30 protein-coding genes and 2 riboswitches are annotated in these 26,820 nt (G+C 63.0%); of the genes, 22 read left to right on the plus strand and 8 right to left on the minus strand.

From position 1 onward, the window contains the following. The first annotated feature begins 60 nt into the window (after positions 1-60). A complete protein-coding gene (gene gltX, locus ACP7AP_RS09580) occupies positions 61-1,395 on the plus strand; it encodes a glutamate--tRNA ligase (protein ID WP_426033986.1) in 1,335 nt (444 codons plus the stop codon). A 63-nt stretch (positions 1,396-1,458) separates the two neighbouring features. Here gltX and cobS read toward each other — a convergent pair whose 3' ends face one another. From cobS to cobU, 3 genes are read right to left on the minus strand one after another with little or no spacing between them, the layout of a single operon-like run. Next, a complete protein-coding gene (gene cobS / locus ACP7AP_RS09585) occupies positions 1,459-2,214 on the minus strand; it encodes an adenosylcobinamide-GDP ribazoletransferase (protein ID WP_426033987.1) in 756 nt (251 codons plus the stop codon). Further along, positions 2,211-3,233 (minus strand): nicotinate-nucleotide--dimethylbenzimidazole phosphoribosyltransferase, encoded by a 1,023-nt coding sequence (cobT, locus tag ACP7AP_RS09590; protein ID WP_426033988.1) that lies wholly within the window; start codon positions 3,231-3,233, stop codon positions 2,211-2,213. Before cobT ends, cobS begins: the two co-directional genes overlap by 4 nt. Continuing rightward, positions 3,230-3,736 carry a bifunctional adenosylcobinamide kinase/adenosylcobinamide-phosphate guanylyltransferase gene (cobU, locus tag ACP7AP_RS09595; RefSeq protein WP_426033989.1) on the minus strand — a complete coding sequence of 169 codons (507 nt, stop codon included), beginning with the start codon at positions 3,734-3,736 and terminating at the stop codon, positions 3,230-3,232. Before cobU ends, cobT begins: the two co-directional genes overlap by 4 nt. Before the next feature lie 67 nt (positions 3,737-3,803). Between cobU and ACP7AP_RS09600 the strand changes: the two genes are divergently transcribed. Genes ACP7AP_RS09600 through bluB form a run of 5 tightly spaced genes read left to right on the plus strand, consistent with a single transcriptional unit; the run spans position 3,804 to position 7,777 of the window. Continuing rightward, entirely contained in the window at positions 3,804-4,430 is a 627-nt protein-coding gene (locus ACP7AP_RS09600; protein WP_426033990.1) for a histidine phosphatase family protein, read from the plus strand. Beyond that, positions 4,427-5,248, plus strand: a complete 822-nt coding sequence (locus ACP7AP_RS09605) for a propanediol utilization protein (protein WP_426033991.1) — start codon at positions 4,427-4,429, stop codon at positions 5,246-5,248. Before ACP7AP_RS09600 ends, ACP7AP_RS09605 begins: the two co-directional genes overlap by 4 nt. Beyond that, a complete protein-coding gene (cbiB, locus tag ACP7AP_RS09610; RefSeq protein WP_426033992.1) occupies positions 5,245-6,186 on the plus strand; it encodes an adenosylcobinamide-phosphate synthase CbiB in 942 nt (313 codons plus the stop codon). The genes ACP7AP_RS09605 and cbiB overlap by 4 nt, the downstream gene beginning before the upstream one ends. 8 nt (positions 6,187-6,194) lie before the next feature. Continuing rightward, positions 6,195-7,154 carry a threonine-phosphate decarboxylase CobD gene (cobD, locus tag ACP7AP_RS09615; protein ID WP_426033993.1) on the plus strand — a complete coding sequence of 320 codons (960 nt, stop codon included), beginning with the start codon at positions 6,195-6,197 and terminating at the stop codon, positions 7,152-7,154. Then, positions 7,154-7,777 carry a 5,6-dimethylbenzimidazole synthase gene (gene bluB / locus ACP7AP_RS09620; RefSeq protein ID WP_426033994.1) on the plus strand — a complete coding sequence of 208 codons (624 nt, stop codon included), beginning with the start codon at positions 7,154-7,156 and terminating at the stop codon, positions 7,775-7,777. Before cobD ends, bluB begins: the two co-directional genes overlap by 1 nt. Positions 7,778-7,820: 43 nt before the next feature. On the opposite strand, the gene ACP7AP_RS09625 is transcribed toward bluB, so the two are convergent. Further along, positions 7,821-9,266: a cobyric acid synthase gene (locus ACP7AP_RS09625; protein ID WP_426033995.1), complete on the minus strand. Its 1,446-nt coding sequence runs from the start codon at positions 9,264-9,266 to the stop codon at positions 7,821-7,823. 278 nt (positions 9,267-9,544) lie between these two features. After that, positions 9,545-10,204, minus strand: coding sequence for a cob(I)yrinic acid a,c-diamide adenosyltransferase (gene cobO, locus ACP7AP_RS09630; protein WP_426033996.1), 660 nt, complete (start codon positions 10,202-10,204; stop codon positions 9,545-9,547). 39 nt (positions 10,205-10,243) lie between these two features. Continuing rightward, a riboswitch (cobalamin riboswitch) is annotated at positions 10,244-10,442 on the plus strand. A gap of 84 nt (positions 10,443-10,526) precedes the next feature. Here cobO and ACP7AP_RS09635 point away from each other — a divergent pair. From ACP7AP_RS09635 to cobJ, 7 genes are read left to right on the plus strand one after another with little or no spacing between them, the layout of a single operon-like run. Further along, entirely contained in the window at positions 10,527-10,892 is a 366-nt protein-coding gene (locus ACP7AP_RS09635) for a DUF1636 family protein (RefSeq protein WP_426033997.1), read from the plus strand. Beyond that, positions 10,885-11,919 carry a cobalamin biosynthesis protein CobW gene (gene cobW / locus ACP7AP_RS09640; RefSeq protein ID WP_426033998.1) on the plus strand — a complete coding sequence of 345 codons (1,035 nt, stop codon included), beginning with the start codon at positions 10,885-10,887 and terminating at the stop codon, positions 11,917-11,919. The genes ACP7AP_RS09635 and cobW overlap by 8 nt, the downstream gene beginning before the upstream one ends. Positions 11,920-11,922: 3 nt before the next feature. After that, the gene (cobN, locus tag ACP7AP_RS09645) at positions 11,923-15,171 is read left to right on the plus strand and encodes a cobaltochelatase subunit CobN (RefSeq protein WP_426033999.1); all 3,249 of its coding nucleotides are present in this window, start codon (positions 11,923-11,925) and stop codon (positions 15,169-15,171) included. Next, a complete protein-coding gene (gene cobG, locus ACP7AP_RS09650) occupies positions 15,168-16,352 on the plus strand; it encodes a precorrin-3B synthase (protein ID WP_426034000.1) in 1,185 nt (394 codons plus the stop codon). Before cobN ends, cobG begins: the two co-directional genes overlap by 4 nt. Then, positions 16,352-16,981, plus strand: a complete 630-nt coding sequence (locus ACP7AP_RS09655; RefSeq protein ID WP_426034001.1) for a precorrin-8X methylmutase — start codon at positions 16,352-16,354, stop codon at positions 16,979-16,981. Before cobG ends, ACP7AP_RS09655 begins: the two co-directional genes overlap by 1 nt. Continuing rightward, positions 16,982-17,719, plus strand: a complete 738-nt coding sequence (locus tag ACP7AP_RS09660) for a precorrin-2 C(20)-methyltransferase (RefSeq protein ID WP_426034002.1) — start codon at positions 16,982-16,984, stop codon at positions 17,717-17,719. It abuts the gene before it with no gap. Continuing rightward, positions 17,716-18,447 carry a precorrin-3B C(17)-methyltransferase gene (gene cobJ, locus ACP7AP_RS09665; protein WP_426034003.1) on the plus strand — a complete coding sequence of 244 codons (732 nt, stop codon included), beginning with the start codon at positions 17,716-17,718 and terminating at the stop codon, positions 18,445-18,447. Before ACP7AP_RS09660 ends, cobJ begins: the two co-directional genes overlap by 4 nt. Here cobJ and ACP7AP_RS09670 read toward each other — a convergent pair. Beyond that, positions 18,426-19,166, minus strand: coding sequence for a cobalt-precorrin-6A reductase (locus tag ACP7AP_RS09670; RefSeq protein WP_426034004.1), 741 nt, complete (start codon positions 19,164-19,166; stop codon positions 18,426-18,428). The two genes, cobJ and ACP7AP_RS09670, sit on opposite strands and share 22 nt — an antisense overlap. On the opposite strand from ACP7AP_RS09670, the gene cbiE reads away from it, so the two are divergent. From cbiE to cobF, 9 genes are all read left to right on the plus strand, one after another. Next, entirely contained in the window at positions 19,165-20,343 is a 1,179-nt protein-coding gene (gene cbiE / locus ACP7AP_RS09675) for a precorrin-6y C5,15-methyltransferase (decarboxylating) subunit CbiE (protein ID WP_426034005.1), read from the plus strand. The two genes, ACP7AP_RS09670 and cbiE, sit on opposite strands and share 2 nt — an antisense overlap. Further along, positions 20,340-20,705, plus strand: a complete 366-nt coding sequence (locus ACP7AP_RS09680; protein WP_426034006.1) for a cobalamin biosynthesis protein — start codon at positions 20,340-20,342, stop codon at positions 20,703-20,705. Before cbiE ends, ACP7AP_RS09680 begins: the two co-directional genes overlap by 4 nt. Continuing rightward, positions 20,702-21,484, plus strand: coding sequence for a precorrin-4 C(11)-methyltransferase (gene cobM / locus ACP7AP_RS09685; RefSeq protein WP_426034007.1), 783 nt, complete (start codon positions 20,702-20,704; stop codon positions 21,482-21,484). The genes ACP7AP_RS09680 and cobM overlap by 4 nt, the downstream gene beginning before the upstream one ends. After that, entirely contained in the window at positions 21,481-22,800 is a 1,320-nt protein-coding gene (locus ACP7AP_RS09690; RefSeq protein WP_426034008.1) for a cobyrinate a,c-diamide synthase, read from the plus strand. The genes cobM and ACP7AP_RS09690 overlap by 4 nt, the downstream gene beginning before the upstream one ends. Continuing rightward, positions 22,797-23,522, plus strand: coding sequence for a uroporphyrinogen-III C-methyltransferase (gene cobA / locus ACP7AP_RS09695; protein WP_426034009.1), 726 nt, complete (start codon positions 22,797-22,799; stop codon positions 23,520-23,522). The genes ACP7AP_RS09690 and cobA overlap by 4 nt, the downstream gene beginning before the upstream one ends. Beyond that, complete coding sequence (locus ACP7AP_RS09700; protein ID WP_426034010.1) at positions 23,519-23,827, plus strand: DUF1636 family protein; 309 nt, start codon at positions 23,519-23,521, stop codon at positions 23,825-23,827. Before cobA ends, ACP7AP_RS09700 begins: the two co-directional genes overlap by 4 nt. 72 nt (positions 23,828-23,899) lie before the next feature. Continuing rightward, positions 23,900-24,117: riboswitch (cobalamin riboswitch) on the plus strand. A 32-nt stretch (positions 24,118-24,149) separates the two neighbouring features. Then, positions 24,150-24,317, plus strand: a complete 168-nt coding sequence (locus ACP7AP_RS09705; RefSeq protein ID WP_426034011.1) for a CbtB domain-containing protein — start codon at positions 24,150-24,152, stop codon at positions 24,315-24,317. A gap of 4 nt (positions 24,318-24,321) precedes the next feature. Continuing rightward, a complete protein-coding gene (locus tag ACP7AP_RS09710) occupies positions 24,322-25,113 on the plus strand; it encodes a CbtA family protein (RefSeq protein ID WP_426034012.1) in 792 nt (263 codons plus the stop codon). A 78-nt stretch (positions 25,114-25,191) separates the two neighbouring features. After that, positions 25,192-25,926 carry a precorrin-6A synthase (deacetylating) gene (gene cobF, locus ACP7AP_RS09715; RefSeq protein ID WP_426034013.1) on the plus strand — a complete coding sequence of 245 codons (735 nt, stop codon included), beginning with the start codon at positions 25,192-25,194 and terminating at the stop codon, positions 25,924-25,926. A gap of 110 nt (positions 25,927-26,036) precedes the next feature. On the opposite strand, the gene ACP7AP_RS09720 is transcribed toward cobF, so the two are convergent. Both ACP7AP_RS09720 and ACP7AP_RS09725 read right to left on the minus strand, forming a co-directional pair. Beyond that, positions 26,037-26,312: a BrnA antitoxin family protein gene (locus ACP7AP_RS09720; RefSeq protein ID WP_426034014.1), complete on the minus strand. Its 276-nt coding sequence runs from the start codon at positions 26,310-26,312 to the stop codon at positions 26,037-26,039. Continuing rightward, entirely contained in the window at positions 26,297-26,560 is a 264-nt protein-coding gene (locus tag ACP7AP_RS09725; RefSeq protein ID WP_426034015.1) for a BrnT family toxin, read from the minus strand. The genes ACP7AP_RS09720 and ACP7AP_RS09725 overlap by 16 nt, the downstream gene beginning before the upstream one ends. Positions 26,561-26,820: the final 260 nt, after the last annotated feature.

A 26,820-nucleotide genomic window follows, 5' to 3' on the forward strand; every position in this document is an offset into this window, starting at 1 on the left:
GCGATAACTGGACAAATGGTGGGCCATATGACAGGGAAGGCCGATTGCAGGAGAGCCGAAATGACCGATCGTCCCACGATTACCCGCTTTGCCCCGTCGCCCACCGGCTATATCCATGTCGGCAATTTGCGCACGGCGCTGATGAACTATCTGATCACTCGCAAAGCTGGGGGGACGTTCATTCTGCGGCTTGATGATACGGATCAGGAACGCTCGAAACAGGAATACATTGATGGCCTGCTGTTCGATCTGGATTGGCTGGGACTGCATTGGGACCGGGTGGAGCAGCAATCTCTGCGGTTTGACCGGTATCGCGAGGCGGCGGATCAGTTGCGCGGCGCTGGTCGTTTCTATGAGTGTTTTGAGTCTCCGGTTGAGCTGGACCTGAAGCGCAAGAAGCAGTTGAACATGCACAAGCCGCCGGTTTATGACCGCGCATCGCTGCGCATGACCGATGCGGAAAAGGCCAAAGCGCGCGAAGAAGGCCGCGCGGGCTATTGGCGCTTCCGCTTGGATCAGCAGCGGATTGAGTGGACCGATGGTATCCTTGGGCCGATCTCGATTGATGCGGCGTCGGTGTCTGATCCGGTGCTGATCCGGGCGGATGGACAGATTTTGTATACGTTCGCCTCGTCGGTGGATGATATCGACATGGGCGTCACCTCGATCGTGCGCGGGGCGGACCATGTGACCAACACCGCAACCCAGATTCAGATCATGCAGGCGATGGGTGGCACGCCGCCGAATTTCTCGCACCACTCGCTGTTGACCGGGCCGAAGGGGGAGGAATTGTCCAAGCGTCTGGGCACCCTCAGCCTGCGCGATCTGCGCGCACGTGGGGTAGAGCCGATGGCGCTTTTGTCGCTGATGGCGCGGCTGGGCTCGTCGAAGCCGGTGGAACTGGCCACGTCGATGCAAGACCTGATCGACAGCTTTGATATTGGCAGCTTTGGCCCGGCGCCGACTAAGTTTGATGCCGAAGACCTGTTCCCGCTGACCCGCGCGCATGTGCAAAGCCTGCCATTGGCAAATGTGGCTGACAAGATCGCGGCGCTGGGTGTGCCAGCGGATAAGGCGGAATTGTTCTGGAACGTCGCCAAGGCCAACATCACCGTGCTGGCCGATCTGGAGGGCTGGTGGACCTTGTTCCGCGATGGTGCTACCCCGCTCGTCGATGACGAAGACCGCGATTTTGTCGCCCAAGCCTTTGAGATGCTGCCAGAAGGCCCGTGGACAATCGCGACCTGGGGCGAGTGGACGACGGCAGTGAAAGAGGCGACAGGGCGCAAGGGCAAGACCCTGTTCCGCCCGCTACGCCGCGCTGTTACTGGGCTGGATGCTGGGCCAGAGATGGCGGATGTGATGCCGTTGCTGCAGAAGCGCCCAAGCCTCTAAGCCTTTCACATTGGCTTAAATATTCTGGGGGTGCGGGGGCTAGCCCCCGCTTCTGGCCTCAATTCAGTGCGCCAAAACCAACCAGCCTGCGACTTCGGCCAACTGCTGCATTGCGCCCAGAACATCGCCGCTTTGTCCGCCGATCTGGCGTAGGGCAAGGCGAGCGAAGATGAGTTGCACCACGATCTGGGTTGTTAAAACCAACACGGTGGCCTGCGGCCCGACCAGTGCGGCCAAGCCTATAATGACCAGTGCTAAGCCCACTAAAGCGTGGCCCAGTGTAGTGCCTGCGGCGGATTTTCCCATGCCATCGCTGCGCGCGGCGGGCATCCAGAGCAGTGCAAAGGACAAGCCCGCGCGGCTGGAAATTGCCAGTGCAATCAATGCACACGCCGCAAGCTTTGGGTTGTGCGCCGCCAAAATCGCCAGCGCCTGCCAGCGCAGGCCCAGCGATAGGATCAGCGCCAACCCGCCATAGCTGCCAATCCGGCTGTCGCGCATGATTTCCAGTTTGCGTGCGCGGTCGCGTCCGCCGCCAAAGCCATCGGCGCAGTCGGCAAGACCGTCTTCGTGCAAGCCGCCTGTTGCCAGAACACTCGCCGCCAAGGCCAGCCCCGCAGCCAGCGGTGGGGCTACACCAACCGCCAAAGCCCCGGCCAAAACCGCCGCCGCGATGCCCCCCACCAGCGCACCCGCCAGCGGAAATGCCCAGACTGCAGCACCGATGGCTGGGGCTTGGGCCATCCGCCCCGCAGGCAGACGGGTCAGCAGCATCACCGCCAGTTGCACCTCGGCCAGACAGGTGCGCAGGAGGGTCATGCCCCCGTAGTCTCAGATTCAGAAACCCCAGCCTCGCCGAAGGTGGCCATGCCGTTGTGACACTCCAACGCCGCGCGCAGGATGCCAAGGGCGAGCGCGGCACCAGATCCTTCGCCCAAGCGCATGTCAAACTCCAGCACCGCACGTTTGTTCAAGGCCGCCAGCAGCTTGCGATGCCCCGGCTCGGCGCTTTGGTGGCCGACGAGGCAGTGATCGAGCAAGGCAGGGTCGGCGGCATACAATGCCGAAGCCGCTGCCGTGCAAATGAAACCATCCAGAATAACCGGAATCCGTGCCGCCCGTGCCGCCAGCACAGCCCCACAAATCGCCGCTTGTTCGCGCCCGCCCAAGGCCGCCAAAACGCCCATCGCGGTCAGGCCTTTGTGGCGGGCAAGACCGGTCTCAATCGCGGCAATCTTGCGCTTGATGCCATCGCTGTCCGATCCGGTTCCGGCCCCAACCCATCCGGCCACATCGCCGCCAAACAGCGCTGAGGTCATTGCTGCGGCAACGGTGGAATTGCCGATGCCCATTTCACCCAAGATCAGCACATCGGCGCTGACATCCACCGCATTCGCCCCGGCCTGCATGGCAGCCAAAGTCTCGGCTTCAGTCATAGCGGCGCTTTCGGTGAAATCAGCCGTTGGGCGGTCAAGCTCTAGCGCGATTACCGACAGATCGGCACCATTGGCACGGCAGAGCTGGTTGATTGCGGCTCCGCCTGCTTGAAAATTGCCGACCATCTGCGCGGTGACGGCCTGCGGATAGGGATTGACGCCTTGGGCGCAAATGCCGTGGTTTCCGGCAAAAACCAGCGCTTGGGCTTTTGTGATCTGTGGGCGGGCTGTGCCGCGCCAGCTTGCCATGAACACGGCCAATTCTTCCAGCCGCCCCAAAGATCCCGGCGGTTTGGTCAGGCTGTTTTGCCGCGCAAGGGCTGCATCGGCTGCTTTTGCATCGGCTTGTGGCAGGCTTGCCGCCAGATCGGCGATGGCGGCCAGAGAGCTCAGTTTCATCATTTCACCTTCATTGGCAGGCCCGAGACGGCGAGAATCACCTCATCCGCCTCGGCTGCGATCCATTGGTTCAGGGTGCCCGCCGCATCGCGAAATGCGCGGGCAAGGGCGTTGTCCGGCACGATGCCCATGCCGACTTCATTGGTGACAAACACCACGGGGCTGGTTTGGCGCGGCAAAGCGGCCAGCAAAGCCTGCGCCGCCTCGCGCCAGTCGTGATCCCCCAGCATCAGATTGGTCAGCCACAACGTCAGGCAATCGACCAAGCGCGGGCCTTTGCCATTGGTCGCGGTGAGGGCTGCGATCAGATCCAAAGGTTCGGCATGTGTGATCCATTCAGGCCCCCGCCGCGCTTGATGCTCAGTAATGCGGGCGCGCATTTCGGCGTCCCAAGCCTGCGCCGTGGCGATGTAATGCGCGGGGCTGCCAATCTGTAAAACGCGATCTTCCGCAATCCGGCTTTTGCCAGAGCGCGCGCCGCCGGTGATCAGGATGGTTTTGTGCATATCGGCCCTTGCTCCTTGGCCGATGTCAAAGCAGAAACAGGGCCAGCGCGAAAGGAGAAATGCGACCGTGCCTGCTGATGCCCCGACACAGACCGCGACAGATGCCCCGACAGAACCCGCGACAGATCGCCAAACCGAGATCATGCTGATCCGCCACGCCCCCGCGCTGACCGAGGGGCGAATGGCAGGGCGGCGCGATGTGGCCGCCGATTGCAGCGATGCTATGGCCTTTGCGGCGCTGCGCGGCGCGGTGGCGGCGGCGGATCATTGGCGGATCAGCCCGGCGCGGCGCTGTGTGCAGACGGCTGCGGCGCTGTGGCCTGACCTTACGCCAGAGCAGGACGCGCGGCTGTGGGAGCAGGATTTTGGCGCTTGGGAGGGGGTTCCTTTTACCGAATTGCCGGATTTGGGGATGCTGTCGGGTGCGGCACTGGCGGCGCATCGCCCACCGGAGGGCGAGAGTTTTCTGGATCTTTATGCGCGGGTGACGCCCGTTTTGCTTGCGGCCGGGTCGCTGGGCGGGCGCATCGTGATCGTCGCCCATGCCGGAGTGATCCGCGCGGCTTTGGGCTTGGCGTTGGGAGTGCCCGCTTTGGGGCTGGCGTTCCAGATCGCCCCTTTGTCGCTGACCACGATTGTCGCGCTGCCGGGGGGGGCGTTCTCGATTGCGGGCGTCAATCGGATGCGGCGATGAGCGTGCAAAGCACCCGCGTGGCGGGGCATTTTGGCGAGTTGTTGCAGGGGCGGATCGGGCGGGATGGCCCGCTGGCGCTGGTGACATTGCCGTGTGATGCGCTGGGGGTGACGGCAAGCCTTGTGACGGGGCAGGCGTTTTCGATCACCAAAGCCAGCGCCGCCATCATACCCGAAGAACGGGCGGTCAAGCTGCTAACTCTGTTAGATCTTTCGATCTCGGGTCGGGTGGGCTTCACGGCAGAGATGCTGCCTGGCGGTGGCGCGGGTGTCTCGACGGCTGCCTTGGTGGCGCTGGCACGTTTGGCGGGCTGGCAGGGGGATGCGATAGCTCTGGCGCGGGCCTGCATCGGGGTGGAAGGGGCGTCGGACCCATTGATGCTGCCGCTGCCGTCGCAGATACTTTGGGCCTCGCGTCAGGGCGAAATTCTTGCCACCATGCCGCCGCCGCCCGCGATGGAGATCATCGGTGGATTTTTCGGCCCACCGCGCCGCACTGACCCGCAGGATGTGGATTTTCCCGATATTGCGGATCTGATCCAGCAATGGCGAGGCGCCGCCACTGCCCGCGATCTGCCACGCATCGCGGCTCTGGCCAGCCTCTCGGCAAGCCGCACCTTGGCGCATCGCGGGACGCAAAGTGATCCCATCGCGTCGCTTGCAGCAGACCTTGGGGCCTTGGGTTATGTCATTGCCCATACCGGGGCGGCGCGTGGACTGATCTTCGCGCCCGGTGAGGTTCCGCAGCAAGCCAGCGTCGCTTTGCACGCGGCAGGTCTGCGCGGTGTCGTGCAGTTTCTGGCCGGGGGGGGCAGATGAGTTTTGCCGCGATGATGCTGGTGGCAATGGTGTTGGACAGTCTGATCGGCTGGCCTGCGCGGCTTTACGCGGTGATCGGCCATCCGGTGACATGGATCGGCGCGCTGATCCGCTGGCTTGATCTTTCGCTAAACCACGATTCTGCACGCGAAAGGTCGCGCCGGATGGCAGGGATGGCGACGGCGCTGGTGGTGATCGGCGTCACGGGCGGTGTGGCGTGGGCGTTGCAATGCGCGCTGCCGGCGGGCTGGCCGGGCATTGTGATCGGCGGTGTGCTGGCTTGGCCGCTGCTGGCACTGCGGTCGATGTACGTCCATGTCGCGGCGGTGATTTCCCCGTTGCAAAGCAACGATTTGGAACAGGCGCGCTTTGCGGTCTCGATGATCGTCGGGCGCAATGCTGCCGTGTTGGATCAGGCTGGCGTGGCGCGGGCGGCGATGGAATCTCTCGCAGAAAACACCTCGGATGGCATTGTGGCCCCACTGTTTTGGGGCGCGATTTTGGGTCTGCCGGGTATCGCCGCCTACAAAGCGATCAACACGCTGGACTCGATGATTGGCCACCGCACGCCACGGTTTGAGGCGTTCGGCTGGGTCTCGGCCCGTATCGACGATCTGGTCAATCTGATCCCGGCGCGACTGACGGGGGCGGTGTTTGCGCTGGTCTCCACCGCGCCGCGAAAGGCGGTAAACGTTATGTGGCGCGATGCTGGTCTGCACCGCTCGCCCAACGCGGGCTGGCCAGAGGCCGCGATGGCCGCTGGCCTTGGCGTGCGGCTGTCCGGCCCGCGCGTTTATGCCGACCGCGTGGCGGAGGAGCCTTGGGTCAACGCGGACGCCCCAGATCCGACCCCCGCCGATCTGCAACGAGGCCTTGCGCTTTATGTCCGGGCGATGTTTGTGCTGGGCGCAGCGCTGCTCGGTTTGGCGCTGGTCTGAGGGGGCAGATGCGCGACCACGGGGGGAATATCGACGGGGCAATCGCTCGCTTTGGCGGTGTGGATTGGATTGATCTGTCGACTGGCATCAACCGCGTGCCCTATAGGGTCCCAGTTTTGCAGCGCGAAGACTGGACGATGCTGCCCACTCAAACCGCCAAGCAAGCCTTGTTGGATGTCGCCGCCAAAACCTATCGTTGCACCGCCCCAATGCTGGCGGTGGCGGGTGCGCAGGCGGCAATCCAGATGATCCCCCGGCTTGGCAAACCGGGAAAGGCCCGTGTGCTGGGGCCGACCTATAACGAACATGCAGCCAGCCTGCACGCCGCTGGTTGGAGCGTTGAACAGGTCAGTCAGTTCGGCCAGTTGGCGGGGGCCGACCTCGCTGTGGTGGTGAACCCCAATAATCCCGATGGTCGATCCTATGCGCCCGCTGATCTGCTGGCTTTGGCCGCGCAAGTCGGGCGCTTGGTGGTGGATGAAAGTTTCGCCGATGCGCAGCCGGAGCTGTCCTTGCTGCCGCAAGCCGGGCAGGCGGGTCTGCTGGTGCTGCGTTCTTTCGGCAAGTTCTACGGGTTGGCCGGGGTGCGGTTGGGCTTTGTGATTGGCTGTGCGGAAGACATCGCGGCTTTGCAGGAAATGTCGGGGCCTTGGCCTGTGAATGGTGCTGCCCTGCGGATTGGGGCTGTGGCTTTGGCGGATGCAGCTTGGGCCGAGACGACAGTGCAACGGCTGCGGTCGGAGGTTGCACAGGCCGATGTTTTGGCGCAGGCCGCAGGCTGGCAACTGGTCGGCGGCTGCGAATTGTTCCGCAGCTATGAGACGCCGGATGCAGAAACCGCACAATTCCGACTGGCAAAACAGCGAATCTGGAGCAGAATCTTTCCCTATTCAAACCGATGGCTGCGGATCGGCCTTCCCGGCTCGCCTGGTGAATGGGCGCGACTGACCCGCGCTTTGGAGGTATGATGCAGTTCACCCCAGACGAATCCGCCACCCTGTTGCGCATCCTGCAATGGCGCCGCGACGTGCGGCATTTCCGCCCTGATCCGGTGGATGAGGCGGTGTTGGAGCGGCTTCGCGCCACGATGGATTGCGCGCCTTCGGTCGGCAACGCGCGGCCTTGGCGGGTAATCCGGGTCGATGATCTCAGCCTGCGCGCCGCCGTGCGGGCCAATTTCAGCCGTTGCAACGCTGAGGCCGCAAAGCTTTACTGCGGCGAAAAGCACGCGGAATATCTGGCGCTGAAACTGGCGGGGCTTGAGATCGCCCCGGTGCAACTGGCGGTGTTCAACGTGATGGACCCAGAGGCCGGGCATGGCCTAGGTCGGCAGACGCTGCCCGAAACGCTGCGGCAATCGACGGCGATGGCTGTTCATACTTTGTGGCTGGCGGCGCGGGCCGAGAATTTAGGCATCGGCATGGTTTCAATTTTGGAGCCACAAGACATCGAAGCGCTGCTGAGTGTGCCAGAAGGCTGGGAGTTTGCTGCCTATCTCTGCCTCGGCCATCCTGAATTCATGGATGACACCCCGCTTTTACACCGCACGGGCTGGCAGGAAAACACCCAGACCGAATGGCCGCGGCGCTGAGGTCGCTCTTCAAGCCTGTCAGCTTTCATCGCTGCGTCGGCGCTTATCTTGCCAAACCAAGCAGCGCTGTGACGTCGACATGCGCCTCCATATGTGCGGCCAAGGCATCTAAAACGGCGTCAACTCCAGCGCTGTAGTGCAAGCCCGAAGCCTGCGCGCCGATCTGGCGCAGGAAGCCCGCGCGAAATTGGTCGTTGGCGAACATGCCGTGCAGATAGCTGCCCATCACGCAGCCGTTGGCTGAAACTGCGCCTTCGGCTTGGCCGTTAACATAGGCGAACGGGCGGGCGCGATCAGGCCCCTCAGTACGCCCGATATGAATCTCATAGCCCTGCATCGCAAGCCCGGTGGCGGCATGAACAGCTTCGGTCCGCGTCAGCCGCTTGTCCGGGGTCATCAAGGTTTCGACATTCAAAGCGCAAAGGCCCAAGGTTTCGCCCATTGGCCCCTCAATCCCCTCAGGATCACGCACAATTTGGCCAAGCATCTGATAGCCGCCACAAATCCCCAGCACGCGACCGCCGCGCCGCAGATGCGCCGCCAGATCCACATCCCAGCCCTGCGCCCGCAGATAAGCCAGATCGCCGCGTGTGGATTTCGAGCCGGGAATGATCACCAGATCGGTATCGCCGGGGATGGCTTGGCCAGCCCGCACCATCTGCAAACTGACGCCAGCTTCCAGAGCCAAAGGGTCGAGGTCGTCGAAATTTGCAATCCGCGACAACACCAGCGCCGCGATTTTATATCCACCCGCGCCGCCCCCCTTCGGCAAGTCGAGGGCATCCTCGGCAGGCAGCTTTGACGCAGCCTCAAAAAACGGCACCACGCCAAACCCGTGCCAACCTGTGCGGGCCTCAATCAGTTTATAGCCGTCGTCAAACAAGCGGGGGTCGCCGCGAAACTTGTTGATCAAAAACCCCGCGATCATCGCATTATCCGCAGGGTCCAGCACCGCCTGCGTGCCGACAATCTGCGCAATCACGCCGCCGCGATCAATATCGCCGGTCAGAATTACCGGGCAATTCGCCGCCCGCGCAAAGCCCATATTGGCGATGTCGCCCGAGCGCAGATTGACCTCGGCTGGCGACCCTGCACCCTCGACAATCACCAGATCAAATTGCGATTTCAACCGCTTGAAGCTGTCCAGAACCGAAGCCATCAGTGAGGGCTTCAACGCCGCATAATCGCGGGCCTTCACCGTGGCGATGCGCTTGCCCTGCACCACAACTTGGCTTCCGGTTTCAGATTCAGGCTTCAGCAACACCGGGTTCATATCGGTATGCGGCTCCAGCCCACAAGCCAAAGCCTGCAACGCCTGCGCGCGGCCAATCTCACCGCCATCGGCCGTCACTGCTGCGTTGTTGGACATGTTCTGCGGCTTGAACGGAGCCACCGAAAGCCCGCGCAGTTTAGCCGCACGGCAAAGGCCTGCCACTAGTAAAGACTTGCCGACGTTGGAGCCTGCGCCTTGGATCATCAGGGCTTTCATCGCGACCCTCCAGCGTTGGTTTGGCGGAGGTTTCGGAAGTCTCCGGCGAGAGTATTTTCTTCCAGCATGAAAGCCAAAGAATGTCGGCGCAGCATCTCGGGCCGATTGCGCGGGGGAGATGCTGCGCTTTCACACTGGGCGATCATCGGGGCTCCCCCCTGTACCGCTTCCCCGTTTTGGAACCAGAAGGTTAACATTTCGTTGCTTTCATACTGGCGAAAATACTCCGGGGGTTTGGGGGCTGGCCCCCAATCTATCCTGTCAGCAAAGCCACCAGATCAAAATTCCACCCCCGGCTGCGCCTTGATACCCGACCGGAACGGGTGCTTCACCAGCGTCATTTCCGTCACCAAATCCGCCGCCTCAATCAACTCTGGCTTAGCGTTCCGCCCGGTCATAACCACATGGGTGAGCGGCGGTTTTTCAGCGGCCAGAAACGCCAGCACCTCGGCGATATCCAGATAGTCATAGCGCAAGGCGATGTTGATCTCATCCAGTAGCACCAGCCGATTGCCGGGATCGCGGATCAGCTCTTTTGCCTTCTCCCAGCCCTTCGCGGCCATCGCGATATCGCGGGCGCGGTCTTGGGTTTCCCAAGTAAAGCCCTCACCCATCGCGTGAAACTCGCAGAGATCGGAGAAATGCGTCTCGATGATCCGCCGCTCGCCGGTATCCCAAGCGCCTTTGATGAATTGCACAACCGCGCAGGGCATCTCATGCGCGATGCAGCGCAGAATCATCCCGAATCCGCTCGAAGATTTACCTTTTCCCGCCCCAGTATGGACGATCAGCAACCCCTTATCGCCAGCCTTGCCGGCCATGATCTTATCGCGCGCGGCCTTCTTCTTCGCCATCTTTCGCGCGTGGCGGGCGTTTTCATCACCTGATACGTCGCTATCGGAGGTCGCTTCAATCACGGGCAGCTCTGGGTCGGCCATTGGGGGTTTTCCGTTGCTTGACAAGGGGCGCAATTCTGCCACAGGTGGGCAGGTGTTGGTTCCTGTTTATGACAGGCGAAGAGGGAATGCGAAAGGGGGCAACCCCAAAAGCTGCCGCCCCCGCGACCGTGACCGGAGAGGTTGCCCGAGGCCACTGGAGCAATCCGGGAAGGCGGGCCACCGTGGGGGAAGCCCCGTATCCGCAAGCCGGGAGACCTGCCAGCGCAAGACTGAACGGGCGAACGGGGTGTTTCGCAACCAGCAGGCAAGGCCCCTTGGCCGTGCCTTTCTGGCCATCCCATCGCTCAATTTGGATAGGCTGATGACCGTAACGCTGCATGTCTGCACCACCTGTAAGGCCGGAGAGGTCGTAGAAGACGGGGAGGCATTGCCGGGTGCGCGGCTTCATGCGGCCTTGTTGGTGGGCGAAATTCCTGAGGGTCTGCGCATCGTCGGCGTCCCCTGTCTGTCCGCCTGCAATTCTGGTGCGGCGGTGGCGCTTTCGGCTCCCGGCCGGTGGTCCTATGTCTATGGCCGTCTGACCGAGGCCGATGCGCCTGACATTCTGCTCGGCGCTGCGGCCTATCTCGCCGCCCCCGATGGTATCGTGCCGTGGCGTGCGCGCCCGGTGATTTTCCGCAAGCAAAGCCTTGCCCGTATCCCGCCTTTGGAGCTTCCCGATGTCTGACCTCGCAAAAATCCCCGTCACCGTGATCACCGGCTTTCTCGGGGCTGGTAAAACCACGCTGATCCGTCATCTGATGCAGAACCCGCAGGGCAAGCGTCTGGCGATCCTGGTCAATGAATTCGGCACCGTTGGCGTCGATGGCGATATCCTCAAATCCTGCGCGGATGCGAATTGTCCGGTGGAGAATATTGTTGAACTCGCCAACGGCTGCATCTGCTGCACCGTCGCTGACGATTTCATCCCGACCATCGAGGCATTGATGGCACTGCCCGTGCGCCCCGATCATATCATCATTGAGACCTCTGGCCTCGCTTTGCCGAAACCTTTGTTGAAGGCGTTCGACTGGCCCGCGATCCGCTCGAAAATCACTGTCGATGGCGTGATCGCTTTGGCCGATGCCGAGGCCGTCGCCGCTGGCCGGTTTGCGCCCAGTGTCGAGGCGGTGGATGCGCAGCGTGCTGCTGATCCGTCGTTGGATCATGAAACCCCGCTGTCGGAAGTGTTCGAGGATCAAATCGCCTGCGCCGATATCATCCTGATGTCGAAGGCCGATCTGGCAGGGGAAGCGGGCCTCGCTGCAGCCCGCGCCGTGATAATGGCGGAATCGCCCCGGCCAATCCCGATCCTGTCAATGTCGGAAGGTATCATTGACCCGGCCTTGATCCTTGGTCTGAACGCGAAAGCCGAGGATGATCTCGCCGCGCGCCCGTCGCATCACGATGGCCATGACGACCACGAGCATGACGATTTTGACACCGTGGTGATTGATCTGCCCGAGATCAGCGATATTGACGCGCTTGTCACCGCCATCCAGCGCCTTGCCGATGAACAGCACATCCTGCGCGTCAAAGGCTATGTCGCCGTTGCGGGCAAGCCAATGCGTTTGCTGGTGCAAGCGGTTGGCGCACGGGTGCGGCATCAGTTTGATCGCGCGTGGGGTGCATCCCCGCGCCAAGGCCAGCTTGTGGTGATTGCCGAGCATCACCACGTTGATCTGGCCGCGATCCGCTCTGTGCTGGGGGCCTAAACCATGCATGTCGTCTTCCGCGAAAGCCATGGGCTGGAGGATACGCAAACCCCGTTTGATCTGGGTCAGACCCCGGCCGAGCTGGTGGTTTTGTCGTTTTCCGACAGTGACCTCGGCGCGTTCGCGGCAGGCTGGCATCGCGCCCGCGACGGGGCAGGGGCGGGCAAACTGCCCACTCTGCGCCTCGCCAACTTAGTTGCCTTACAACACCCGATGTCGGTCGATACCTATGTCCAGAAAACCCTGCCGGGCGTCAAAGGCATCCTTGTCCGTCTGATCGGTGGCGAGAATTACTGGCCCTACGGATTGATGCAACTGCAAGACCTCGCCCGCCGTCAGGGCATCGCTTTGGCCGTGCTGCCCGCCGATGGCCGCGCAGATAGCGCGCTCGACGCCCATTCCACCTTGCCCATAAGCACCCTGCGCCGTCTGTCCGCGCTGTGTGACGCTGGCGGAGCGGTCGCTGCGCAGGCTGCCTTGGCGCAACTGGCGCTTGCCGCTGGGCTCTACGCTGGCCCGGTGCCGGGCGATAAAACCGTGCCCGATTGTGGCTGGTATGACCCCGACTTTGGCGTGATCCCGCAACCCGCCGCCACAGGCCAAACCATCGCCGTGACCTTCTACCGCAGCTACGTCACCGCCGCCGACACCGACCCGGTGGATGCCCTGATCCGCGCCTTTCGCGCGCGCGGCTTTGCAGCCTACGGCCTGTTCGTTCCCTCGCTAAAAGCCCCCAATGCCGACACCTTCCTACGCGCAGCCCTCGCCCACCTGATCCCATGCGCCATCGTCAACGCCACCGCCTTTTCCGCCCGTGGCACCGACGGCACCACCCCCCTAGACGCAACAGGCTGCCCCGTCTTCCAAGTCGCCCTCTCTACTGCTCGCAAGCGCGACTGGAACGCGTCCGAGCGCGGCCTTTCTCCCGCTGATTTGGCCATGCATGTCGTGCTGCCCGAAGTCGATGGCCGCATCTTCTCGGGGGTCGTCAGCTTCAAATCGCCTGGAAAACGCGACCCGGATCTGCAATTCTCGCGCTTCGCCCACCGCACCGATCCCACCCGGATCACTGCCGTGGTGGAGCGTATTCTCGGTTGGCACCGCCTCGCTACCACTCCTGCACCCCAGCGCAATCTTGCAGTGATCCTGTCCACATATCCCGGCAGACCTGATCAGATCGCCCATGCCGTCGGCCTTGATGCGCTGGCCAGCACCGAGGCCCTGACCGCCACCCTAGCTGCCGCAGGCTACGCAGTTCAGCCAGCCAAAAACCTTGCCCAAGCCCTCACCACCGAGACCCTGACCTGGCCGCTCGCCGCCTACAAAACCGCCCTCGCCAGCATGCCAGCTCCTCTCCAATCTGCCATCGCCGCCGCATGGGGCGCACCCGAAGCCGATCCCGCCGCCCAAAACGGTGAATTCCATTTCGCGGCTACCCGTGCAGGCCAAGCCCTGATCGCCCTGCAACCCGAACGCGGCACCGTCACCAGCCGCGAGACCGATTACCACGACCTCGCCCGTACCCCGCGCCATGCCTATGTCGCCTTCTACCTCTGGCTGCGTGCCCAATCCCTGCACGCGCTAGTCCATATAGGCGCGCATGGCACTCTGGAATGGCTGCCGGGGAAATCGGTGGCCCTGTCCGCCGATTGCTGGCCCGAAGCCCTCACCGGCCCGATGCCCATCATCTACCCGTTCATCGTCAATGACCCCGGCGAGGCCGCGCAAGCCAAGCGCCGCATTGGCGCTGTCACTCTTGGCCATGTCCCCCCACCGCTCGCCCAATCCGCCACCCCGGAAAACCTGCTGCGGCTTGAGCGTCTTTTGGATGAATACTCCACCGCTGACGGTCTAGACCCCTCCCGCCGCAACCGCCTGATCGCCACCATCCGGGATGAGGCGCAGGCTTCGGGCGTGGAAGCCGACCTTGGCCTAGACCAGAACGCCAGCCCCGCCGAGGCGATCACCCGCATCGACCGTTTTGTCTGCGACATCAAGGAAAGCCAGTTCGGCGACGGTTTGCATATCTACGGCCAATCCCCCGGCGAAACCGAAGGCCTGCTGACGGCGCTGGCGGGCCGTCGCGTCAACGCTGGTCCCTCCGGCTCGCCATGGCGCGGCCGCAACGATGTGCTGCCCACAGGCCGCAATCTCTATTCCGTCGATCCCCGCGCTGTGCCCTCCCGCGCCGCCCATGCCCAAGGCGTCAAGCTGGCCGAGGAATTGCTGCGCCGCCATTTGCAAGACAAAGGGGATTGGCCGCGCGGCTTGGTGATCGACCTGTGGGGCTCTGCCACTATGCGGACGGCGGGCGAAGAATTAGCGATGGCGCTGCATCTCGCGGGGCTTGCGCCGAAATGGGATGACGGGTCTGAACGGGTTTCCGGTTTTGAAATCCTCCCGCTTGCCTTGCTCGACCGCCCTCGCATCGACGTGACCCTGCGCGTCTCCGGCCTGTTCCGCGATGTGTTCGGCGGCCTGAGCCAGTTGTTCGACGCCGGGGCCGCAGCCCTGTCACAGCGCGATGAAACTGCCGATATGAACCCCTATATCATCGCTGGCCCCCGCGTGTTCGGCCCGAGACCGGGCCTCTACGGCATGGGGATGGAGCCTGCACTGGAAGATTACACCCCCGAAGGGCGCGCGGCGGCGGGTGAGGCGTGGCTGTCAGGTTCCGACTGGACGGTTGATGCCAAGGGCCAAACACAGCACAACCGCGCCGCCTTGGAAAACCGCCTACGCGCCGCTGACGGCTATGCCCATGTGCAGGATCTGGTGGAAACCGACATCCTACTGGCACCTGATTATGCAGCACACGAGGGCGGTTTTGCCGCCGCCATGGCAGCGATCGGGGCCGCTGAACCCGCGCTGTATCACATCGACGCCACCCGACCCGATGCTCCGAAAGCCCGGCTTGTCGCCGAGGAAATCGGCCGCGTCGTGCGCGCTCGTGCTGCCAATCCCGATTGGGCCACGGGTATGATGCGCCACGGCTTCCGGGGAGCCGCTGAAGTCACAGCGACCTTGGATAACCTCGCCGCCTACGCGCATCTGACTCGAAATGTTCCCGCGCATCTGTTTGATCTCTATCTCGAAGCCACCCTTGGCCGCGCCGATCTGGTGGCCTTTATGGCGAAGGAAAACCCTGCCGCCCTCGCCGCCCTGCAAGCGCGCTTCAAGGCGCTGCAAGATGCAGGCCTCTGGATCACCCGCCGCAATTCCATCGCGGCGATGATGGGGGCTGGCGAGTGACTACCCCGCAAACCCCCATCATTCAAGGTTGGTGCCCCGGAGCCTTGCGCCCGATGCAATCCGGCGACGGCCTTGTCGTGCGCATCCGCCCCCGCGCAGGCCGTCTGACCTCAGACCAAGCCCGTGGCATCGCAAGCCTGTCTGCCCAGCACGGCAACGGCCTGATTGATCTGTCCAACCGCGCCAACCTGCAACTGCGCGGCGTCACCGAAGCCAGCCATCCCGCCCTAATTGATGGCCTGCGCGCGGTTGATCTGATTGACGCCGATGCCACGGATGAGGCCCGCCGCAACATTATCGTCTCGCCGTTCTGGACCGAGGGCGATGGCTCGCAAGAGATCGCTGCGGCATTGGCAAAAGCACTTACCGCTTCAGATGCCCCTAACCTGCCGGGGAAATTTGGTTTCTCGATTGATCTTGCGAAGTTTTCCACAATCCAAACAGCTTCCGTTGATATTCGGATTGAATGGCACCCGTCCGGCTGGTTGGTGCGCGGCGAAAGCTTTATCACGGGCGCAATGATCGACACCGCAAAAGCCGCTGCTGACGCCGCGCTAGAGTTGGCGCGCTGGTTCATGGACAGCGGCGGTGTCGAGGCGGGGCGCGGACGCATGGCGCGGCTTTGGCAAAACGAACCCTTGAATATCCGGCATGACCGACTGCCCCTGCGGTTTAGGGAAGGCGGCGGAGCAATGCTTGGAAACGCCTCGCCTCCCAAACCGGGGACATTCGCGCAAGGCCAACTGGTCGGCTTTGAATTTGGCCAGATGCAGGCCGAAACCCTCGCCCAACTTGGCGATCTCGGGCCCCTCCGCCTTACACCTTGGCGAATGCTGTTGATCGAAAGCCTCACCGAAACCCCGCATATCCCCGGCGTGATCACCCGCCCGGATGACCACATGCTGCGCGTCATCGCCTGCACCGGTGCCCCCGGTTGCCTGCAAGCCCATGCCGCCACCCGCCCGCTCGCCCGCGCGCTTGCGCCAATGCTGACCGAAACACTGCACATCTCGGGCTGCGCCAAAGGCTGTGCCCACCCGACCGCAGCGCCCCTCACGCTGACCGCCACCCCCAGTGGCTTCGCCCTGATCCGGGGCGGCACCGCCTCTGGCACTCCGCTGCGCGAGGGGTTATCCGCTGCTGACCTCACTGAAACCAATATCCTGAACGAGTTCCCCTGATGCCGCACAGCTACATCACCGATGGTGCAGAGATTTACCGCCGTTCCTTCGCGATGATCCGTGCCGAGGCCGATCTCGCCCGATTTACCCCCGAGGAGGAAATCGTCGCGGTGCGGATGATCCATGCCGCCGGGATGGTCGGGCTTGAATCCTATGTCGAATTTTCCGAAGGCATGGCGATTGCGGCGCGTAGCGCGCTGGAGGCAGGTGCGCCGATCCTGTGCGACGCGCGGATGGTGTCGGAAGGTGTCACGAGGGGCCGGATGCCTGCGGGCAATCAGGTGATCTGCACCCTGCATGACCCGTCGGTGGCCGCCTTGGCGAAAGAGATGGCCAACACACGATCCGCCGCCGCCTTGGAACTTTGGCGTCCGCATCTGGCCGGGGCCGTCGTCGCCATCGGCAACGCCCCCACCGCCCTGTTCCACCTGCTGAACATGCTGGAAGACCCCACCTGCCCACGCCCTGCCGCGATCATCGGCTGTCCGGTCGGTTTCATCGGGGCTGCGGAATCGAAAGCGGCGTTGATGAAGGAGCTTCCCGTGCCGTCGCTGATCGTGCGCGGGCGGCTCGGCGGCTCGGCGATCACCGTGGCCGCGATCAACGCGCTTGCAAGCCGGGTGGAGTGAATGGGCAAAATCATCTGCACAGGCCTTGGCCCCGGCGACCCCGATCTGATTTCGGTGAAGTCTGACCGCTTGATCCGTGGGGCGCAGCATGTGGCCTATTTCCGCAAGGCAGGGCGGGCAGGGCAAGCACGGCAGATCGTGCAGGGGATGCTGGCGGAGGGCGTCGTCGAATATGCGATGGAATATCCCGTCACTACCGAGATGCCGTTCGACAGCCCCGAATATAACGACGCCCTTGCGCGGTTCTATGACGATTGGGCCGACCGTTTGGTTACGGTCGCGCAGACCCAGGATGTGATCGTGCTGTGCGAGGGCGATCCATTCTTCTACGGCTCGTTCATGCACCTGCACACCCGCCTTGAGGGCCGCGCAGAGGTCGAGGTGATCCCCGGCATCACCGGCATGACTGGCTGCTGGAACGCCGTCGGCACGCCGTTCACTTGGGGCGACGATGTGCTGTCGGTGCTGATGGCGACGCTGCCCGAGGCTGATCTGGTCCACCACATGCAACGCTCTGACGCCATGGTGATCATGAAAACCGGCCGCAACCTGCCGAAAGTGCGCGCCGCGTTGGAAACTTCGGGGCGGCTCGCTGACGCATGGCTGGTCGAGCGCGGCACCATGCCGACCCAACGCATCGCCCGCCTTGCCGATGTCGATGCCGCAGATTGCCCCTACTTCGCCATCGTGCTGGTCCACGGCCAAGGTCGGCGCCCGGAAATCGGGGGGCTGGAATGAGCGGTTGGCTCGCCGTCGCGGGCCTTGGCCCCGGCGCTGAAAACATGGTGACGCCAGAGGTTCGCAGCGCTTTGGCCGAGGCCACTGATGTGATCGGCTACTTCCCCTATGTCGCCCGCATCGCCCCGCGCGCCGGCCTGAACCTGCATGGGTCAGACAACCGGGTTGAGATTGACCGCGCCGACCACGCTTTGCGCCTCGCCTCCGAAGGCGCAAAGGTGGTGATCGTCTCCTCCGGCGATCCCGGCGTGTTCGCCATGGCCTCGGCTTTGTTCGAGGCTTTGGAAAAACGCCCCGATCTGCACGATCTTGATATTAAAATTCTCCCCGGCATCACGGCCATGCTCGCCGCTGCCGCCCACGCCGGTGCGCCCTTGGGCCATGATTTCTGTGCGATCAACCTATCCGATAACCTCAAGCCGTGGCCCCTGGTCGAACACCGCCTGCGCCTCGCAGCCCAAGCTGATTTCGCGATGGGGTTCTACAACCCCCGTTCCTCCAGCCGTCCGCATCAATTCGCCCGCGCGCTGGAAATCTTGCTGGAAGAATGCGGCCCAAACCGCCTGATCACCTTCGCCCGTGCGGTTTCCACCCCTGAAGAACGCATCCAGACCGTCACCCTCGCCGAAGCCACCCCGGAAATGGCCGACATGCGCACGGTTGTGATCGTCGGCAACTCCGCCACCCGCCGGGTTGGTCGCTTTGTCTACACCCCAAGGTCGGCATGAGACAACCAGCCCATCACCTCAGCCACCGAAGCTGCGACCTCCCGCGCGGGCAGGGCGGGGCGCTCAATCATCACCACGGGAATCCCCAAAGCCCGTGCGGCGATCAGCTTGGCCTCGGCCCCCGCGCCGCCTGCGTTCTTGGCGACGATATGGCTGATATTATGCTGCATCAGCAGCGCCTTATCACTCTCTACCTCAAACGGACCCCGCGCCAGAACCACAGTGCAATCGGGCAGCGGAGCCACTGCGGGCGCATCGACCAGCCGCAGCAGATAGTGATGTTGTTTCGCCGCGAAACACCCCAGGTTCTGCTTGCCAATCGCCAGAAACACCCGTGCCTGCGCATCGGGCAGGGCGTCAACAGCCGCCTCCATACTGCCGACATGCACCCAATTATCACCCGCAGCGGCCACCCAAGCCGCCCGCTGCAACCCCAACAATGGCACCCCAACCCGCCCGCAAGCCTCAACCGCATTACGGCTCATCTGTGCGGCGAAGGGATGCGTGGCATCGACCACAGCACCAATCCTCTCGGCCCGCAGGTATTCGACCAAGCCGTCAATCCCGCCAAATCCGCCAATTCGCGTCGGCAAGGGCTGCGCCACCGGGCTATCGGTGCGACCCGCATAAGAAAACACCGCGTCCTTCCCGGCAGCCGCCAATGTCCGCGCCAAAGCGCTGGCCTCGGTGGTGCCCCCCAGCAGAAGAATGCGCGTCATGGATAAGCCTTGGATTGCAATCATCGGTTTGGGGGAAGATGGCCTGCCGGGCCTGTCAGATGCAAGCCGTGCCGCACTGGCGCAGGCCGAAATCATCTTCGGCGGCCCGCGTCATTTGGATTTGGCGGCAGCGGGTGCCAAAGGCCGCGCATGGCCCATGCCGTTTTCGGTGGCCCCTGTGCTGGCCTGCAAAGGCCAAAACGTCGCTATCATCGCCTCGGGCGATCCGTTCTGGTTCGGTGCGGGCAGCAGCCTGACTGCCCACCTTGCCCGCGACGAATGGCAAGCTTTCCCCGCGCCCTCCACCTTCCAACTCGCCGCCGCCCATCTCGGCTGGCGGATGGAGGACACCACCTGCCACGGGCTGCACGCCGCCCCCTTCGCTCGCCTGCGTCCTGTGCTGACCAAAGGCCATCGCGCGATTTGCTTGGTGAGAGACGGCAACGCCCCGCAAGCCTTGGCAAAGTGGCTGACAGATCAGGGATTTACCGCCCATCTGACCGTGCTGGAAGCCCTTGGCGGCCCAAATCAACGTATCCGCGAAACCACCGCCGCAACCTTCGCCCTGACCGAGATCAAAGCCCCCGTCGCCGTCGCCATCGAGATCACCGCAGGTCAAGGCCTATCGCGCGCCTCCGGCCTCGACGACGCTTTGTTCGCGCATGACGGCCAGATCACCAAACGCCCAGTCCGTGCGCTGACCCTATCGGCACTCGCTCCGCGCGCAGGCGAAGTGTTGTGGGACATCGGTGCAGGTTCCGGCTCGATCTCGGTCGAATGGTGCTTGGCCGGAGGTCGTGCCTTGGCGTTTGAACTCCGCCCCGACCGCGCCATCAACATCCGCGCCAACGCGCTGAATTTCGGCGTGGACCACCGCCTGACCTGTATCGAAGGCACCGCATCCGAAACCCTCACCGCCCACCCGATCCCGGATGCCGTGTTCATTGGCGGTGGTGGCAACGCAGCCCTCTACGATCAACTCTGGCAAATTTTGCCAGAAGGCACCCGCATCGTCGCCAACGGCGTCACCTTGGAAACCGAAAGCCTGCTGGCAGGGCAACATGCCCAACGCGGTGGCACCCTTCTGCGCATCGAGCTTGCGGCAGCTGCGCCCATAGGTCGGATGCGTGGCTGGGATGCCACCCGCCCGGTCGTGCAGTTGAGTGCGATCCGATGATCGTTGCAGGCATAGGCTTTCGCAAAGATGCCGGGATCGACAGCCTGCGCGACGCTTTGGCCCGCGCCGGAGGTGATGCGGCGCAGGCCCTCGCCACCGCCAAGGACAAAGCTGACTCCCCTGTCATCCAAGCCCTTGCCGCCGAAATGGCCCTGCATCTGCACGCAGTTCCCTTGGAACGTCTGCGTAACCAGCCCACCCTGACCCAGTCCGTCCGCGTCCAGGCTCGCTATGGCACCGGCAGCCTCGCCGAAGCCGCAGCGCTTGCCGCCGCTGGCCCCGGCGCACGGCTTTTAGGCCCCCGCGTCACATCCCAAGACGGCATGGCCACCGCAGCCCTTGCCGAAAGGAGCATCCCATGACCATCCATTTCATCGGCGCAGGCCCCGGCGCGCCTGATCTAATCACCCTGCGTGGCCGCGATCTGATCGCCTCCAGCCCGGTCTGCCTTTATGCCGGATCGCTGGTGCCGCAAGCCCTGCTGGCGCATTGTCCGCCGGGTGCCAAGATCACCAACACCGCCCCCTTGTCGCTGGACGAGATCATCGCCGAACTCGCCGCCGCCCATGCCGCGGGTCAAGATGTCGCCCGCCTGCATTCCGGTGATCTGTCGGTGTGGTCGGCGATGGGCGAGCAACTGCGCCGCCTGCGCGCCCTGAATATCCCCTATGATGTGACCCCCGGCGTGCCGTCGTTCGCCGCCGCTGCCGCTGCCCTCGCCACCGAACTGACCCTGCCGGGCCTGACCCAATCCGTTGTCCTCACCCGCACCTCAGGCCGCGCCACCGCGATGCCAGAGCGTGAAAACCTGCCTGCCTTTGCTGCCACCGGCGCCACCCTTGCCATCCACCTCTCGGTGCATGTGCTTGAAAACGTGGTGAAAGACCTCACCCCCCACTATGGCCCCGATTGCCCCGTCGCCGTGGTCTGGCGCGCCACTTGGCCGGATGAGCGCATCGTCCGCGCCACGCTGTCCACACTACAAACTGCTATCGGCGCGGAAATGGAGCGCACAGCGCTGATCCTCGTCGGCCCCGCCCTCGCCGCCGAAGGCTTCGAGGAAAGCCGCCTCTATGCCGGCGACTACGACCGCCGCTTCCGCCCCGTCGGCACCGATCCGCGCTTCCCGGAAGCCCAATGATCCCCGGATTGCTCATTTCCGCCCCGGCCTCCGGCACCGGCAAGACCACGCTGATGCTCGGTCTGCTCGCCGCCTTCCGCGCACAGGGGCTGAACGTGCAGCCGTTCAAATCCGGCCCCGACTACATCGACCCCGCCTTTCACGCGGCGGCTTCGGGGCGCGCGTCTGTCAATCTGGACAGTTGGGCGATGACCCCAGCGCGGATCGCAGGGCTGGCTTCGGTAGCGGCAGATGCCGATTTGATCCTCGCTGAAGGCTCGATGGGCCTGTTCGATGGTGTGGCCAAACCGGGGGAATTTGGCAGCGGAGCCAGCGCCGATATCGCGGTGATGATGGGGTGGCCGGTGGTTCTGGTGCTGGATGTCTCGGGCCAAGCCCAATCCGCCGCTGCCGTCGCCAAGGGCTTTCAACTGCTGCGCCCCGACATGCCCTTCGCCGGGGTGGTCTTGAACCGCGTCGCCTCGCCCCGCCACGAAGCCTTGGTGCGCGCGGGGATGCATGCGGCAGGCATCCCGGTGCTGGGCGCGCTGCCGCGACGCGCCTCAATCGCGCTGCCCGAGCGCCATCTGGGCCTCGTTCAAGCCGAGGAGCAACCGCATCTACAAGCCCTGCTGGCCGAAGCCGGGGCATTCATTGCCGAAAATCTGAACCTCGACACCCTGCGCGCCGCCGCCCGTGGCCATCTGCCCCCCCAACCGCCATTAAAAATCACGCCTCCGGCCAATCGCATCGCCCTTGCGCGAGACGCTGCGTTTTCCTTCATCTACCCGCATCTTCTGGCCGGATGGCGCGCGGCGGGGGCCACGATCCTGCCATTCTCGCCGCTGCAAGATGAGGCCCCAGATCCGACAGCGGAAACCTGCTGGCTGCCGGGCGGCTATCCCGAGCTTCACGCCGGAAAACTCGCCGCCAATGCGCATTTTCGCCAATCTCTGCAAGCCTTTGCTCAGACCAAACCGGTACATGGCGAGTGCGGCGGCTATATGGCGATGGGTGCGGGCCTGATCGACGCGCAAGGTGAGCGGCATGAAATGACAGGGCTTCTGGGGCTAGAGACCAGCTTTGCCAAACGCCGCATGCATCTGGGCTACCGTCTTGCGCAAACCAATGTCCCCATCGTCGGCCACCCCGCCCGTACCCGGCTCCGCGGCCACGAATTCCACTACGCCACCATCACGGCCCAACCCGATGCCCCCCTTGCGCAAGTCTGCGATGCAACCGATACCACTGTTGCAGAAACCGGATCGCTCCGCATCCAAACGGGCGGCGGCCAATCGTCCGGCACCTTCTTCCATCTGATCGCAGAGGCGACATGACCGGCTTTGTATCCTTCGTTTCCTCCGGTCCCGGCGATCCCGAGCTATTGACCGTCAAGGCCGTGAACCGCCTTTCAACTGCCGAAGTGGTGCTGTTTGACGATCTTTCCTCTGGTCCAATCCTTGGCCTTGCCGCCAAATCCGCTGACCTGATCGCGGTCGGCAAACGCGCCGGGCGGCCCTCGCCGAAACAAGATCACGTCAGCCGCCTGTTGGTCGATCATGCGCTTGCTGGCCAGCGCGTGGTACGGCTGAAATCCGGCGATTGCGGCATGTTCGGACGGCTGGAGGAGGAGTTGGTTGCCCTGCAACAGGCGGGAATTTCATACGAAATTATCCCCGGCGTCACCTCTGCCTCTGCTGCTGCCGCGGCCTACGGCATCCCATTGACCCGTCGTCTGACCGCGCGGCGCGTGCAATTCATCACCGGGGCGGATGTGACAGGCAGCCTGCCGGAAAACACCAATATGGCCGCCCTCGCCGACCCTCTTGCCACCACTGTGGTCTACATGGGCCGCCGCACCTTCGCCGATCTCGCCGCTCGGCTGATCGCCCACGGCCTGCCAGCCGACACACCTGCGCTGCTGGCCGAGGCGGTCTCAATCCCCGATCAAAAAATCACCCGCCACACCATTGCCAGCCTTGCGACCCATCTGCAAACTGCAACCAGCCCGCACCCTGCGCTGATCTTCTACGGCCCCTTGGCCGAGTTCCCGGCATGAGACTTTACGTCTGCACCCTGTGCCAGTTGGGCCGCGAGGGTTTTGCCGACACTCTGCGCGAAGCCATGCCTGCCGCCGTCGAAGTGCTTGAAATCGAATGTATGTCTGGCTGCACGCGCGACCAATCCATAGCCTTCCGCGCGGATGGCAAAACCGCCTATCTGTTCGGCGAGATTACCGCCGCTGATCTGCCCGAGCTTGAAAATTTCGCTCGCCTTTATGCCGCCTCGCCGGACGGTAACTTCCTCGACGCCCGCGTGCTGGGCAGTCTGCGCAGCAAGGCCATCGCCCGCATTCCGGCCTGATGTAATCGACCATTGTGTCGCCTCTGACCCTTCAAAAGCCGCATTTCTGCTTGACCCAAACCGGGGCTTAGGTGACTGATGAATATGCATGGTGTTCTAAAAACGCAAAGCGTCTGGACTGAAACGAGAATGAGGAATGGGTGGACCAATCGGCACCCCAAGCCTCAGCCGCCCCCGCGACTGTATGCGGTGAGCGTGCTTCCGATGTGCCACTGGCCCCTTAAGGCTGGGAAGGTGGAAGCCTGCTACGACCCGCGAGCCAGGAGACCGGCCACGCAAAGAAACGCTAAACACCGTCGGGTGTGACGGTATGGAGAATAGAATGACCACGAAGACCCTCGCTTCCAGCAAAACAACCGCGCTGATGTCGGTGCTGTTTGTTGCAATGATTGGCGCCTCGACAGTGTTCTTGACCGGTTTTGCCCATTCGCAGACCCTGCATGACGCGGCACATGATGTGCGTCACGCCTCTGGCTTCCCCTGCCACTAAACGCATGATCCAACGTATGCTGACCAGCGCGGTGTTCGCTGGTTTTGCGGCAGGCCTGCTTGCGGCCCTGCTGCATTTTGTGTTTGTGCAGAAGCTTATTCTTCTGGGCGAGCAATATGAAACCGGCGCATTGGTGCATTTCAACGGGGTCGCAGCAGGCGGTCACGCGGACGATCACTACCATGCCGCCCCCGAAGCTTCTGCCGCAGATGTCACAGCAACCGCTCCCGCAACAACTGAAGCGCCCGACGCTGCGCAGGCTGACGGCCATGAGCACAAGCATGAGGCCGCCGAAGAAGACGGCGCAGCCTCGCGCAACGCTTGGACCAGCCTGTTCTTCGGTTTGGCCTATGTCGGCTATGCCCTTTTTCTGGTTGCAGGTTATGGCCTTGCTGAAGTGTTTGGCAAACGCGTGACCCTGCGCGAAGGCCTGCTCTGGGGCATCGCGGGCTACGCCGCCTTCCAACTCGCCCCGGCGATGGGATTAGAGCCGGAACTGCCCGGCACCATGGCCGCCGATCTGACCGCGCGTCAAATCTGGTGGATCGGCACCGCGCTCTGCACCGCGGCTGGATTGGGGCTGTTGGGCTACGGCAAGGGTGTGGCTTCGGTGATCGGCGCGGTGCTGCTGCTTGCGATCCCGCACGTGATCGGCGCACCCGAATTAGAAAGTTACTCCGGCGTCGCCCCGCCCGAACTGGCTTCAACCTTCGCGGCACGCTCGTTGGGGGTCGGTCTGATCGTATGGTCGGCTATGGGCGCGCTTTCGGGCTGGCTCTGGTCGCGCCCACAGTAAGCGGATGAAAATCTACGCGCGCCGATCCTTGCGGTTGGCGCGCGTTCTGCTGCAAATAGCGCAGCTATAGGAGGCCCCATGTTTGATCTTACCCTCATCGGCATCGGCACCGGCAATCCCGACCACCTCACCCTGCAAGCCATCAAGGCAATCAACGCCGCAGATCTGATCCTGATCCCCCGCAAGGGCGAGGGCAAAGCCGATCTGGCAGAACTGCGCCTCGCGATCTGCCGTGATGTGCTGAGCAATCCTGCGACCCGGATCGTCGAATTTGATCTGCCGGTGCGGGACGCGCGCATCGCGGATTATAGGGCGCGGGTGGAAGATTGGCATGACCGGATCGCGGACGTTTGGACGGCGGCGATTGGCGGGGCAGCAAAGGTCGCGTTGCTGGTGTGGGGCGACCCCTCGCTCTATGATTCCACGCTGAGGATTGCTGCGCGGTTGGTGCCCGCCGAGCGGGTGCATGTGGTGCCAGGGGTGACGTCTATTCATGCGCTGACGGCGGCGCATGGGGTGGCTTTGAATGAGATCGGCGCACCGTTTATTGTCACCACGGGGCGGCGGTTGCGGGAGGAGGGGTTTCCTGCGGGCGTCGATACAGCTGTGGTGATGCTGGATGGGGAGTGTTCGTTCCAGAGTATTGATCCGGCAGGGGTGACTATCTGGTGGGGGGGGTATGTGGGGATGGCTGAGGAGATTATTGTGGAGGGGCCGCTGGCCGAGGTGGGGGCGCGGATTGTGAGCCTGCGGGAAAAGGCGCGGGCGGCGCATGGGTGGATTATGGATATTTATCTGCTGCGGCGGGGGTAGGTTTTTGGTGGTCCCAACTCGGGACATTTTTTGATTGTTTTATTTCAATGAGTTAAGGGTGCGAAATTAGGAATTTGTTAAGGTTTGACGTAGGGGTGACCCCGTGCCGCCTATAATCCCAAGGCTTTGCGGAGCGCCGCATTGGCGCGGGTTTGCCAGCCTTTGCCGTCTTGTTTCAACTGAGCCAGCACATCGGGATCAAGGTAAAGCGTAACGCGCTGCTTTTTCGCAGCCTGATCCAAAGGCGGGCGACCGAGTTTGCCGTGGTGTTGCAGCACGGCGACGAGTTCGGGGAAGGCCCAGACCGGCTTGGCGCGGGCGAAAGTTTCCGCCGTCCATTCCGGGTTTTCTTCGTCTGGTTCGGATTCTCTCAGCGATTTGCCCATGCCCGTTTCTCTCTTTCATTCGCTTTGCGCAGACTGATCAGCCGAAACCTTTCACCGCGCGGGGTGAAGATGACGATGAACAATCGCCCGCCAATCATTCCGGTCGCCTTGAACCGCGCCTCGCCATAGTCGCGCCTGCCATCCGGGTCGATCACTGCCGTATCCAGATCAAAATCGCGGACCATAACAAAATCCAGCCCCCGAAGAAGCAGTGTCGCTTGGCGCTTTGGCTCGTCCCAGTCCCACATTTATATGCATACATTAAGGGGAAATGCAAGGGGGAGGATAGGGGAGGGATGGTTAAGGAAGGGTGAAGACGAGGAAGAGACTCCTACCTGCGTGAACCAATTATCCTAAGGTTTGCTTGCGGTGTCTTTAAGAACAAGGCAAAGGCTTATCCCCTTTGATCCGGCGGCACATGATGTAGTGCGACGCGGCTTGCCAACTTAAAATGTTCTGGTATTGTTCTACTCATGCCAGCCAGATGGAAAAATGACAAACCTATGTC

The sequence above is a fragment of the Cypionkella sp. TWP1-2-1b2 genome, assembly GCF_049896245.1.
GTDB lineage: Bacteria > Pseudomonadota > Alphaproteobacteria > Rhodobacterales > Rhodobacteraceae > Cypionkella.